A 12,146-nucleotide genomic window follows, 5' to 3' on the forward strand; every position below is an offset into this window, starting at 1 on the left:
GCCCTGCTAGCGCCGCCACGACGGCGCGAGGCCCTCGCGCATCGCAAGCCGCCGCAAGGGGCCGATCGACCCGATCATGTGCAGGCCTGCGGCACGCAGCGACTGCATGGGCAGGAAATCGCTGAGCAGCGAGCGGTTGGCGATGTCGATCGCCCACATCCGGCTGGTCACGTCGGGGCGTCGCGCCGATTGGTAGCGTGACAGCACGGCCGGCGCACCTGGGTCTTCGCCATGCGCGATCGCCGGGCCCACGACATCGGCGATGTCGGCGGCGTCGCGCAGTCCCATATTGAGTCCCTGCGCGCCGATCGGCGGCAGCACATGGGCGGATTCGCCGACCAGCGCGACACGATTCCGGGCGAATTGCCGGGGGCGCTTGATCGCGAGCGGAAACACGTGGCGTCCGGGCTCGACCTGCACACGGCCAAGGATGGAATGCGATTGCTTCTCGGCGGCCTCGGACAATTCCGCATCGCCAAGGGCCATCAGCCGCGCGGCCTCCTTCGGCGTGGAGACCCAGACCACGCTCGAGCGGTCGCCGCTGAGCGGCACGAACACGCAGGGGCCGTGTTCGGTGTGAAACTCGGTCGAGACGTTCTTGTGTGACCGTGTATGCGCGATGTTGAAGGTGAGGGCGGACTGCCCGAGCTCGCGGCTGACGGTCTCGATACCTGCGGCCTCGCGCGCCAGCGAATTGCGGCCGTCGGCGCCGACCACGAGGCGCGCCGACAATCGTTGGCCCTGGCGCGTCAGGACGCTGACCCCGGCGTCGTCGGGGTGGATCTCCGCCGCCTCGTCGTCAAAACGGGTCAGCGCAGACATCTCGCCGGCGCGCTCCTCGAGCGCCGCGACCAGCGAGCGGTTGTCGATGTTGAAGCCGAACTGCTCCCGCCCGATCTCATCGGCGGAGAACCGCACCTCGGGCGCGCGGATCAGGCGGCCGGTGTCGTCGACGAGGCGCATGGTCTTGAGCGCCGCCGCCTTGCCGGCGCAGCGCCGCCAGACGTCCAGCCGGTCGAGGAGGTCGGTGGAGGCGCCGAGCAATGCGGTGGTGCGGTTGTCGCCATAGGGTACGCGGCGGGCCAACAGCGCGGTCCGCGCACCGGCGTCGCCAAGGGCGATCGCGGCCGTCAATCCGGCCGGGCCGCCGCCTATGACGATAACGTCATAATCCTGCTTTGTATCGTTCATGCCGGGACAATTGACATTGTCCGCGGCAAATTCAAGCCGCGGTTAACCGCAAAAGTTTCCGGCCCATTGCGCGGCGGATCGCCGCAAGAGCGGATATGCAAATCGGGACGATTCCTGATAGCACTGCCAGTCTTATGGACCAGACCAGCCAGCCGGAGTCGTCGCAACGGATGCGGGCCGCCGCATTTTCCGTTCATCTTCTCACGGCGCTGGGGGCGGGGGTCGCGCTGCTGGCGATGCTGGAGGCCGTGCGCGAGCACTGGGCCAACATGTTCGGCTGGCTCGGCGTGGCGCTGATCATCGACGGGATCGACGGTCCGCTGGCGCGCAAGCTCGACGTGGAGCGGTTGCAACCGAACTGGTCCGGCGAGGTGCTCGATCTCGTCGTCGACTTCGTCACCTATGTGTTCGTGCCGGCCTATGCGATCACGGCGAGCGGGCTGTTGCTGCCGCTGGCGGCACCCATCCTCGGCATCGGCATCGTGGTCTCGAGCGCGCTGTACTTCGCCGACCGTCGCATGAAGGCCGCCGACAACCATTTCCGCGGCTTCCCGGCGCTGTGGAACGCTGCGGCGTTCTACCTGTTCCTGCTGCATTTGCCGCCGGTGCTCTCGACGCTCGTGGTCGCGATCCTGATCGCGCTGACGTTTATGCCGTTCCACGTACTGCACCCGCTCCGCGTGGTGCGGCTGCGCTGGCTGACGCTGTGGCTCCTGGCCGCCTGGGCCGTGCTGGCCCTGTACACCGTGGCATCCGACTTCGCCGTCGGCGCGCCGATCACTTTCGGGCTCTGCGCCATTGCCGCCTACATCGTCGGCAGCGACGCCGTGATCCGCCGGATGAGAGCATTCAAGGCATGATGCAATTGATCACGAGCCCGGAGGCCTGGGCGGCGCTGCTGACACTGACGGCACTGGAGATCGTGCTCGGCATCGACAACGTCATCTTCCTGTCGGTGATCGTTTCGCGGATTCCGCCTGATCAGGCCAAGCGCGCGCGGCAAATCGGCCTGCTGCTGGCGCTGCTGTTCCGCATCCTGCTGCTCAGCATCCTGGTGTGGCTGATCGGGCTGACGGAGCCCGTCTTCACCATCAGGGACGTTGCACTATCCTGGCGCGACATCATCCTGATCGGCGGCGGGCTGTTCCTGATCGCCAAGGCGACCCACGAGATCCATGGCGAGGTCGAGGCGCGCGAGGGCGACGAGGAGGCGAGGCCGAGCGCCAGCGCGTTCTTCTTAGTGATCGTGCAGATCATCATCATCGACCTGGTGTTCTCGCTCGACTCGATCATCACCGCGATCGGCATGGCGCAGGACCTCGAGATCATGATCGCAGCCGTCGTGATCGCCTGCATCATCATGTACGTGTCGTCGGGACCGGTGGCGCGGTTCGTTGCCGAGCATCCGACCACGAAGATGCTGGCGCTGGCATTCCTGGTGCTGATCGGCGTGGCGCTCGTTGCCGACGGATTCAAATTCCACATCCCGCGCGGCTACATCTATTTCGCCATCGCGTTCTCGGCCGCGGTCGAGGCGTTCAACGTGATGGCAAGGCGCAACCGCAAGAGGGCGGCGGGATAGCGGGTTCCTGGGCCGCTCGGTTGACAAGGCGGCGGCAATGGAATTCGCTCGCGGCAAGCCACGATCCAAGAGGAGCGACCGACATGACCAAGGCTGTGCGCGTGCACAAGGTAGGGGGCCCGGAAGTCCTGACCTATGAGGACGTCGAGGTCGCGGCCCCCGGACCGGGCGAGGTGCGCATCCGCCAGCATGCCGTCGGCCTCAACTTCATCGACGTCTATTTCCGCACCGGCCTCTACAAGGCCCCCGGCCTGCCGTTCATCGCCGGCAACGAGGCGGCCGGCGAGGTCGTGGCCGTCGGCCCTGGCGTGACCAATTTCCATCCCGGCGATCGCGTCGCCTATTACTACAATCTCGGCGGCTACGCCTCCGAGCGCGTCATCCCGGCCGACAAGGTCGTCAAGCTGCCCGACCACATCACCTATGAACAGGGCGCGGTGCTGATGCTCAAGGGGCTGACGGTCTGGTACCTGCTGCACAAGACCTTCAAGGTCGAGCCCGGCCATCGGGTGCTGATCCATGCCGCAGCCGGCGGCATCGGGCTGCTCGCCTGCCAATGGGCCAATGCGCTCGGCGCCCACGTTATCGGCACCGTCGGCTCCAAGGCCAAGGCCGACCTCGCGCTCTCCAATGGCTGCGATCACGTCATCCTTTACAACGAGGAGAACTTCGTCGAGCGCGTCAAGCAGATCAGCCGCGGCGAACTCTGCGACGTCGTCTATGACGGCGTCGGCAAGACCACGTTCCCGGGATCGCTGTCGTGCCTGCGACCGCGCGGCCTGTTCGTGAGCTTCGGCAATGCCTCGGGCCCGGTGCCGCCGTTCCCGCTCGCCGAGCTCAACAACCACGGCTCGCTGTTCGCGACGCGTCCGAAGCTCAACGACTATGTCGGCACCCGCAAGGAATTGCTCGAGGGCGCCGACACGCTGTTCGCCGCCGTGATCAACGGCAAGCTGCACGTGCCGATCAACCACGCCTATGCGCTGAAGGATGCGGCGAAAGCGCATGTCGACCTGGAGAGCAGGGCGACCACGGGCGCGGCGATCTTGCGGCCGTAGTGGCTTCCCGTCATTGCGAGGAGCGTAGCGACGAAGCAATCCACGCCTCCGCGCGCGTGGCTCGATGGATTGCTTCGCTTCGCTCGCAATGACGGCGGCAGCTACGCCACCCGCCTTGCCGCGCCCACCTTGGTCAGCACGTTATCGAGGCAATCGATCATCAGCGAGATCTCCTCACGCGTGACGTTCAGCGCCGGCATGAAGCGCAGCGCGTCGGGCTGCGGCGAATTCACCAGCACGCCCTCCGCAAGGGCCTGCGCGACGATGGCGGCGCCGATCGGCATCTTGAGATCGAGCGCGAGCAGAAGGCCACGGCCTCTGATGGCGCCGAGCCCGTGCCGCGCCGACAGCCGCTGCAACTCGCTCTCAAGCAACAATCCCGTCTCGGTCACCGACCGCAAGAAGTCGGGCTGAGCGACCTGGTCGAGCACGGCGAGACCGGCAGCGCACATCAAGGGATTGCCGTTGAACGTGCCGCCCTGATCGCCGTGATCGAAACATGAGGCGTGCTCGGTCGCGAGCAGGGCTGCGAGCGGCACGCCGCCGCCGATGCCCTTGCCGAGCGTCATGATGTCAGGCTCGATTCCGGCGTGCTCATAGGCGAACAGCTTTCCGGTCCGGCCCATGCCGGTCTGGATTTCGTCGACGATCAGCAGCAGGCCGCGCTGCTGGGTCAGCGCCCGCAACCCCCGAAGGAATTCGTCGGTCGCAGGCCACACGCCGGCTTCTCCCTGGATCGGCTCCAGCATCACGGCCACTGTCGATGGCGAAATCAGCTTCCGGACCGACTCGATGTCGTTCAACTTCGCTTTGCGGAAGCCCGAGACCTTCGGCTCGAACAGCGGCTCGAACGCCTTCTTGCCCGAGGCCGACATGGTCGCCAGCGTCCGGCCATGGAAGCCACCTTCGAAGGTAATGATCTCGTGCGCGCCGTTCTTGTACTTGGCGCCGTATTTGCGGGCGAGCTTGATCGCGCCTTCATTCGCCTCGGCGCCGGAATTGGCGAAAAACACCTGGTCGAAGCAGGTTTGCTCGACCAGCGCCTTGGCCAGTTGCAGGCTCGGGCCGTTGTAGAAGGCGGGGCTCGGCGTCAACAGCCGCTTGGCCTGTGCGGCAAGCGCTTCGGCAACCGCAGGCGGCGAATGGCCGAGCGCATTGACGGCCCAGCCCTGCACGAAATCGAGATAGCGGTTGCGGGAATCGTCCCAGAGGTAGGAGCCGGCGCCGCGCACGAACACGACCGGCGGGCGCGCGGTGATGTCCATCAGCGCGTCGAACGGATGGGCAGCGTTGGTCATGTCGATCTCCTCTGGCAGTTCCTGAAGGTGAAGTCTTGGGGGTGAAAAAAGCAGGCCGAAAAGCAAGAAGGCCGCGCTTTGGGGCGCGGCCTTCTCGAAAACCTGGGCTGATCTAGTTAATCAGCGCTGGCGTCGGACATGGCGCGACCCATCATCGTCGTTGGTACGACGACGGCGGATGGCGCGGCGGTGGGTCCGGTTCAGCTTCATGGCGCAGGCCCATACAGCCGAACGCCTGACAATGTCAAGCGGGTCAGAATCCCGCGACGCTGCCGTGGAGATCGTATTCGTCAGAGCGCTCGATCTTCGCGGTGACGATCTCGCCGACCTTCAGCGGGCGGCGACTGGAGAGATAGACAGCGCCGTCGATCTCCGGCGCGTCGGCCTTTGACCGACCCTTTGCGACGGTCGGGCCGACCTCGTCGATGATCACCTGCTGGCGCGTGCCGACCTTGCGCTTCAGACGCTTCGCGGAAATCTTCTGCTGCCGCGCCATCAGCGCGTTCCAGCGCTCCTGCTTGACCTCGTCGGGCACGGCATTGGGAATCGCGTTCGACGCGGCACCGGCGACCGGCTCGTATTTGAAGCAGCCGAGGCGGTCGATCTGGGCTTCCTCGAGCCAGTCGAGCAGATAGGCGAAATCGGAATCGGTCTCGCCGGGGAAGCCGACGATGAAGGTCGAGCGCAATGTCAGCTCGGGGCATGCTTCGCGCCACGTCTGGATGCGCGCCAGCGTCTTCTCCTGCGCGGCCGGGCGCTTCATCGCCCGCAGCACGTCGGGGCTCGCATGCTGGAAGGGGATGTCGAGATAGGGCAGCACCTTGCCCTCGGTCATCAGCTCGATGACCTCGTCGACATGCGGGTACGGGTAGACGTATTGCAGGCGCACCCAGGTGCCGAGGTCGCCGAGCTCCTTGGCGAGGTCGAAGAATTTGGCGCGGACGCTGCGGTCCTGCCACGGGCTCTCGGCGTATTTCAGGTCGACGCCATAGGCCGAGGTGTCCTGCGAGATGACGAGCAATTCCCTGACGCCGGCCTTCACCAGCCGCTCGGCCTCGCGCAGCACGTCATTGGCCGGGCGCGAGACGAGGTCGCCGCGCAGCTTCGGGATGATGCAGAAGCTGCAGCGGTTGTTGCAGCCCTCGGAAATCTTCAAATACGCGTAGTGCCGCGGCGTCAGCTTGACGCCCTGCGGCGGGACGAGGTCGAGATGCGGATTATGCGTCGGCGGCAGCGCGCGGTGCACGGCGTCGAGCACGCTCTCATATTGCTGCGGACCGGTGATCGACAGCACGCCGGGGTAGGCCGCCTCGATCTGCTCGGGCTCGGCGCCCATGCAGCCGGTGACGATGACCTTGCCGTTCTCGGCCATGGCCTCGCCGATGGCGGACAGCGATTCCTGCTTGGCGCTGTCGAGGAAGCCGCAGGTGTTGACGATGACGATATCAGCCCCGTCATGCTTGCGCGCGAGCTCGTAGCCCTCCGCGCGCAGCCTCGTGATGATACGCTCGGAATCGACCAGGGCCTTGGGGCACCCCAAGGACACAAAGCTCACTTTCGGCGCGGCGGCCTGTTGCATATCTCTGATCTGCCTGATGAATGGGCAGGAGCTAGTCCCAAATACCGACAATTACAACCCTATGCCGGGCCGAATGACGTGTTATGGATGGACCTGCCGGGTCCTACGAGTTGTCGATGAGCGCTGAGTCGTCTCCCAAGATCGTCATTGTCGACGAGAGCCCGATCCGTGCAGCCATCCTAGAGGAGGGACTGCGGGAGGCGGGCTATACCGATGTCGTCCACATCAGCGAGATGCAGAGCCTCTTGGCGCGCATCTACGCCCTTGACCCGGAGATCATCGTTATCGATCTGGAGAACCCGAGCCGCGACGTGCTGGAACAAATGTTCCAGGTCAGCCGCGCGGTCCGCCGGCCGATCGCCATGTTCGTCGACCAGAGCGACGCCGCCTCGATCCAGGCCTCGGTCGAAGCGGGCGTGTCCGCCTACATCGTGGACGGGCTGAAGAAGGAACGCATCAAGCCGATTCTCGACCTCTGCGTCTCCCGATTCAACGCCTTCTCGAAGCTGCAGGACGAACTCGACCGCACCAAGCATGCGCTGGAGGAGCGCAAGGTGATCGACCGTGCCAAGGGTATCCTGATGAAGATGAAGGGGCTGACCGAGGAGGAGGCCTATGTGCTGATGCGCTCGACCGCGATGCGCGAGAAAAAGAAGATTGGCGAGATCGCGCAATCGATCCTGACGGCGTCGGAGCTACTCAAATGACCGCATCATTGCGCATCGGGTTCATTCCGCTGGTCGACGCCGCAGCCCTGATCATTGCGGTCGACAAGGGATTTGCCGCCGCCGAAGGGCTTGACGTCACGCTGGTGCGGGAGGTGTCGTGGTCGAACGTCCGCGACAAGCTCAATATCGGCCTGTTCGATGCCGCCCATCTGCTGGCGCCGGTCGCCATCGCGTCCAGCCTCGGGCTCGGCCACGTCAAGGTGCCGATCGTGGCTCCCTTCAATCTCGGGCTCAACGGCAACGCGATCACGGTGTCGCCGGCGCTGCACGCCGCGCTGATGGAGGAGCTTGACGGCGACCGCTTCGACCCGATGGCCACCGCGCGGGCGCTCGCCCGGGTGGTGGCGAAGCGGCGGAAGAGCGGGGCGGAGCCGTTGACCTTCGGCATGACGTTCCCGTTCTCGACCCATAATTATCAATTGCGGTTCTGGATGGCCGCCGGCGGCGTCGATCCCGACGAGGACGTACAGCTCGTGGTGCTGCCGCCGCCCTACATGGTGGACAGTCTTGCCAGTGGCCATGTCGATGCCTTCTGCGTCGGCGCGCCCTGGAATTCGGTCGCTGTCGATCTCGGTATCGGCCATATCCTGCATTTTGTCTCGGACATCCTGCTGAGCGCGGTCGAGAAGGTGCTGGCTATCAGGCAGAGCTGGTCGCAGCAGAATCCCAACGTCGTGGCCGCGTTGGTGCGGGCCCATCTGCGTGCTTCCGAGTTCATCGAGGATCCGCAGAACCGGGTGGAGGTAGCGCGCATCCTGGCGCAGCCCGAGCGGATCGGCGTCGACGCCAGCGTCATCCAGCGCTCACTCGACGGCCGGCTGAAGATCTCGCCCGACGGCACCATGCGCGAGAGCAGCCGCTACCTCCTGGTCGGGCGGGAGTCGGCGGCCAGGCCCGACCCGGCGCAGGCCGCCTGGCTCTATGCGCAGATGGTCCGCTGGGGCCAGACGCCGTTGAAGCCGGAGGCGCTGAAGGCCGCGATGGCCGTGTTCAGGCCGGATCTCTTCGACGCCGCCTCGGGACGGCCGGTGATCCCTCCCGGTGCGATCGGAGCGTTCGCCGGTCCTCCGTTCAATCCCAACGATGTTCCGGGCCATCTGGCGGCGTTCAAGATCGGGCGCTGGAAGCCGTGAGGCAGGGTGAGCCGATGCGGAACGCCGGTTCCCCGCAGCGCGTCTCCAAGGAGGTTCCCGACGCCTCGAATTCGAACGAATAAAATTCTCGTCCGAATCCGCCAGGAAGAATTTTTCACTCAATACCGACACGCCTGAGGCGTCCGCATCGCTATTTTCGTGCCCCGCTTGAATCCGGGCGCGAACACTATTCCATATGCGGCACATGCTGCGTTGGAGAGCGATGATGCGCGAACTATCGGCGGAAGCCCGCCTGCACCTATCCGCGCGAAACATTTCACGGAAGAGCGGGTCCGGATTTCATACCGCGGCGCTGTACAGCGCCTTTGCGATGATCGCGGCCATCGTGTTCGGCACGCTGTCCGTTCACCCGTTCTGACGTCGGCGAAGAATAGAAAAGCCGCCGCCCGATGGCCTCGGGCGGCGGCTTCTTTTGTGAAGTGAAGCGATCAGTAGCCGTAACCGAAGCCAAAGCCGCAGGTGCTGCAGCGCGGTGCGACCGGCGCGTAGTAGGAATAGCCCGGCGAAACCATCTGGACGCGCTCCTGCGTCGCGTATTGCGGCGGGATGCGCTCATAGGCGACGCCTTCGGGGGCGACCATCACGGTCTGCGGCACCATCACGGTGCGATACTGCGCCGGCGTGCGGTGCGCGATGACGCGGCCCGGCGCCACCATCACGGTCTCCTGCACCGTGCGATACTGCGGCGGCACGGTCTGCACCTGGTAGCAGGTCGTGCAGGGCTGGGGAGGCGGCGTATAGCAGCTGTAGCAGCCGGCGGACGCCGCGCTGGTGAAGGCGGCCGTGGCAATCGCGGCAATGGCAAGCGAGATCGAGGTGCGCAACATGCTTTCGTACCCAATTTCCTGAGGGGAACATCAAGGCTCGGAAAGCTGCACCTAGCAACCAATCGGCAAGTTTGGGTTTAAGAAGACTCTTAACGAAAGCTGAAGGGCCGGCGGCGGGGCCGGCCCTCGCTACCAACCCACGCGCTATAGCGCCGTCCTGAACGGCGCGACCGTGATGCCAGCATCCTTCAGCGCCTGTCGCACACCACGGGCGATCTCGACTGCGCCCGGCGTGTCGCCGTGGATGCAGACTGTGTCGGTCTGCATCTTGATGACCTTGCCCGTCACCGAAACCACTGCGCCATCCTGCACCATGCGCACCACGCGGTCGGCGATCGCCTTCGGATCGTGCAAAACCGCGCCGGGCTTCTTGCGCGAGACCAGATTGCCGTCGTCCTCATAGGCGCGATCGGCAAACACTTCGCGGGCCATGCGCAGATTGGCAGCCTCGCCGGCGCGCACCAGCTTGGAGTTGGCGAGCACGACGAAGATCAGGCTCGGGTCGACGGCCTTGATCGCGCTGGCGATCGCCTTCGCGGTCATGTCGTCCTCGCAGGCGACGTTGGAGAGCGCGCCATGCGCCTTGACATGCGTGACCTTGTGGCCGGCCGCGGTCGCGATCGCCTGCAGCGCTCCGATCTGGTAGGCGACGAGGTTCTCGATCTCGGATGATTTCAGTCCGGGCACCGGGCGGCGGCCGAAACCGTGCAGGTCGCGATATCCGGGATGCGCACCGACGCTGACGCCGCGCGCCTTGGCGAGCTCGACGGTGTGGCGCATGATGTCGGCATCGCCGGCATGGAAGCCGCAGGCGACGTTGACCGAGGTCGCGAGCTCGATCATCGCGGCGTCATTGCCCATTTCCCAGGGGCCAAAGCTCTCGCCGAGATCGCAATTGAGGTCGATGGTTGAAGTCATGACGATCGATCCGTTGTTGTTGGTGTTGATCTAGGGCACGGCAACCTGCCAAGTCGAGGCGTCAACCGCGTTGACTGCCTGGCCCGCGACGTTGGCATCCCTGAGCGCCTCGATGTTGAGGCCGAGATCGTCGATGCCGCGGAGGCGTTCGGGCAGCGAGCGCAGCAGTTCGACAAATGCCTTCGCCTCGGCCTGCGCCTCGGCGACCGTGACGGCCTTGAAGCGGAACGGGCGGCCGGCGGAGATCTGCGCAAAGCGGCCGAAATCGGCCGTAATGACGGTCGCGATCTTGGGATAGCCGCCGCTGGTGCCGCGGTCGGTCATCAGCACGATCGGCTGGCCGTTGCCGGGCACCTGGATGCTGCCATTCACCGTGCCGTCGGAGACGATGTTATGGCCGTCGAGATGCTGGATGACCGGACCTTCGAGCCGGTAGCCCATGCGATCGCTGGTCGCTGAAATCTTCCATTCGCTGTCGACCAGCAGCTTCTTGCTCGCCTCGGCGAACTCGTCGTCCTGCGGCCCGAACACGATGCGGATCGGCGCGTCGCTCGTCAGGGGCAGCTCGATCCGCCGCTCGGCCGCGCCGCTTGCGGGCTGCGTCGTCAGCGCGTCGCTGTTTTGCAGCGGTCGCGGGTAGGGGCTGCCGAGCCCGGCGCGGGCGTTCACGGCAAGGCTGCCGAATGTCGGTTCGCCCGCGATGCCGTGCTCGATTGCGAGATAGCTGAACGACCCGCCGCGGGCGAAGCCGAGATTGAGCGTCTCGCCGTCGGCGATCGTTGCCGAGCTGTCAAAGGCGACCGCGCGTCCGCCGATGTCGGCGTTCCGCGGGGCGCCCGCGAGCGCCACGCGCACCGCGCCGCCGCGCGCCGTGAAACTGGCGGCGAACGGACCGATTTCGACGGCTGCCGCGAACACGTCATTGCCGACGAGCGTGTTGGCTGCCGCGAGCGCCAGCCGGTCCATCGCGCCGCTCGGCGTCAGGCCGTAACGCTGCGAGCCCGGACGACCGCCGTCCTGCACCGAACTCGCCGGACCGATCGAGGTGACGACGAGCTTGCTCATGGCGCCACCAGCTCCGCGACGAACTCGCCGGCCTCGGCGGCGCGGTCCTGTTCCGCAAAGGTCTTGGCGTCGACGGCGGTGAAGGTGACGGCATCGCCCGGCTCGAGCAGGAAGATCGGATCGCGATGCAGCTGGTAGGTCCGCACGGCGGTGCGGCCGAGCAGATGCCAGCCGCTGGGGCCGGCGATGCATTGCACGCCGGTCTGCACGCCGCCGATCGAGATCGTGCCGGCCGGCGTCAGGAGACGCGGATCCTGGCGCCGCGGCAAATGGAGGAATTGGTCCAGTCCGCTGAGATAGGACCAGCCGGGCGTAAAGCCGATCATCGCCACGCGGTAGTCGCCGGCGACATGCCGCGCGACGATGTCGTCGGGCGTGGTGTTGAGGACTTTTGCGACGTCCTCGAGATCGATGCCATGCTCGCCGCCATAGGCGACCGGAATGCGCCAGCGCCTGGTGTTTCCGGCCACAGGCAGCGCCCTCGCGGCCCGCGCGAGCAGCTGTTCGCCGAGCGCGTCAAAGCCGATCCGGACGGGATCGTAGTGCACCAAGAGCGAGCGATAGGTCGGCACCGTCTCGGTGATGCCGCCGATCGGTTCGGCGGCGATCAGGCGGTCGAGCGCCAGCACCCGCCGGTTGGCGGCGTCGTCGATGCTGCGGCTGAACTCGACCGTGATGGCGCTGTCGCCACTCGGCAGAAGACGGGGAGGCTTTAAGGTTTCGGCCATGGTGTTGCGCGGACTCTT

Annotated in this window: 13 protein-coding genes; 6 read left to right on the forward strand and 7 right to left on the reverse strand. The window is 65.8% G+C overall.

Annotated elements, in window-relative coordinates:
- Nucleotides 1-6: 6 nt before the first annotated feature.
- Nucleotides 7-1,191 carry a UbiH/UbiF family hydroxylase gene (locus ACFFWD_RS30695; RefSeq protein WP_376971751.1) on the reverse strand — a complete coding sequence of 395 codons (1,185 nt, stop codon included), beginning with the start codon at nt 1,189-1,191 and terminating at the stop codon, nt 7-9.
- A 134-nt stretch (nt 1,192-1,325) separates the two neighbouring features.
- Between ACFFWD_RS30695 and pcsA the strand changes: the two genes are divergently transcribed.
- The 3 genes from pcsA to ACFFWD_RS30710 all read left to right on the forward strand — a co-directional run bounded on the left by pcsA (nt 1,326) and on the right by ACFFWD_RS30710 (nt 3,831).
- Nucleotides 1,326-2,051: a phosphatidylcholine synthase gene (pcsA, locus tag ACFFWD_RS30700; RefSeq protein ID WP_376971855.1), complete on the forward strand. Its 726-nt coding sequence runs from the start codon at nt 1,326-1,328 to the stop codon at nt 2,049-2,051.
- Nucleotides 2,048-2,773 (forward strand): TerC family protein, encoded by a 726-nt coding sequence (locus ACFFWD_RS30705; protein ID WP_376971753.1) that lies wholly within the window; start codon nt 2,048-2,050, stop codon nt 2,771-2,773. The genes pcsA and ACFFWD_RS30705 overlap by 4 nt, the downstream gene beginning before the upstream one ends.
- Nucleotides 2,774-2,856: 83 nt before the next feature.
- Nucleotides 2,857-3,831 (forward strand): quinone oxidoreductase family protein, encoded by a 975-nt coding sequence (locus tag ACFFWD_RS30710; protein WP_376971755.1) that lies wholly within the window; start codon nt 2,857-2,859, stop codon nt 3,829-3,831.
- A 101-nt stretch (nt 3,832-3,932) separates the two neighbouring features.
- Here ACFFWD_RS30710 and ACFFWD_RS30715 read toward each other — a convergent pair whose 3' ends face one another.
- Both ACFFWD_RS30715 and rimO read right to left on the reverse strand, forming a co-directional pair.
- Nucleotides 3,933-5,129, reverse strand: a complete 1,197-nt coding sequence (locus ACFFWD_RS30715; protein WP_376971757.1) for an acetylornithine transaminase — start codon at nt 5,127-5,129, stop codon at nt 3,933-3,935.
- A gap of 253 nt (nt 5,130-5,382) precedes the next feature.
- Entirely contained in the window at nt 5,383-6,708 is a 1,326-nt protein-coding gene (gene rimO / locus ACFFWD_RS30720) for a 30S ribosomal protein S12 methylthiotransferase RimO (RefSeq protein WP_376971759.1), read from the reverse strand.
- Nucleotides 6,709-6,824: 116 nt separating this feature from the next.
- Between rimO and ACFFWD_RS30725 the strand changes: the two genes are divergently transcribed.
- The 3 genes from ACFFWD_RS30725 to ACFFWD_RS30735 all read left to right on the forward strand — a co-directional run bounded on the left by ACFFWD_RS30725 (nt 6,825) and on the right by ACFFWD_RS30735 (nt 8,948).
- Complete coding sequence (locus ACFFWD_RS30725; protein ID WP_376971761.1) at nt 6,825-7,415, forward strand: ANTAR domain-containing response regulator; 591 nt, start codon at nt 6,825-6,827, stop codon at nt 7,413-7,415.
- A complete protein-coding gene (locus ACFFWD_RS30730) occupies nt 7,412-8,569 on the forward strand; it encodes a CmpA/NrtA family ABC transporter substrate-binding protein (protein WP_376971763.1) in 1,158 nt (385 codons plus the stop codon). The genes ACFFWD_RS30725 and ACFFWD_RS30730 overlap by 4 nt, the downstream gene beginning before the upstream one ends.
- A 226-nt stretch (nt 8,570-8,795) precedes the next feature.
- Nucleotides 8,796-8,948 carry a hypothetical protein gene (locus tag ACFFWD_RS30735; protein ID WP_376971765.1) on the forward strand — a complete coding sequence of 51 codons (153 nt, stop codon included), beginning with the start codon at nt 8,796-8,798 and terminating at the stop codon, nt 8,946-8,948.
- A gap of 70 nt (nt 8,949-9,018) precedes the next feature.
- Here the strand turns inward: ACFFWD_RS30735 and ACFFWD_RS30740 are convergent, their stop codons facing one another.
- From ACFFWD_RS30740 to pxpB, 4 genes are all read right to left on the reverse strand, one after another.
- A complete protein-coding gene (locus ACFFWD_RS30740) occupies nt 9,019-9,417 on the reverse strand; it encodes a hypothetical protein (protein WP_376971767.1) in 399 nt (132 codons plus the stop codon).
- Between the two features lie 144 nt (nt 9,418-9,561).
- Entirely contained in the window at nt 9,562-10,335 is a 774-nt protein-coding gene (locus tag ACFFWD_RS30745) for a LamB/YcsF family protein (RefSeq protein WP_376971769.1), read from the reverse strand.
- Nucleotides 10,336-10,365: 30 nt separating this feature from the next.
- Nucleotides 10,366-11,400: a 5-oxoprolinase subunit C family protein gene (locus ACFFWD_RS30750; protein ID WP_376971771.1), complete on the reverse strand. Its 1,035-nt coding sequence runs from the start codon at nt 11,398-11,400 to the stop codon at nt 10,366-10,368.
- Nucleotides 11,397-12,128: a 5-oxoprolinase subunit PxpB gene (gene pxpB, locus ACFFWD_RS30755; RefSeq protein WP_376971773.1), complete on the reverse strand. Its 732-nt coding sequence runs from the start codon at nt 12,126-12,128 to the stop codon at nt 11,397-11,399. The genes ACFFWD_RS30750 and pxpB overlap by 4 nt, the downstream gene beginning before the upstream one ends.
- Nucleotides 12,129-12,146: the final 18 nt, after the last annotated feature.

The organism is Bradyrhizobium erythrophlei (assembly GCF_042430365.1).
Taxonomy (GTDB): domain Bacteria; phylum Pseudomonadota; class Alphaproteobacteria; order Rhizobiales; family Xanthobacteraceae; genus Bradyrhizobium; species Bradyrhizobium erythrophlei.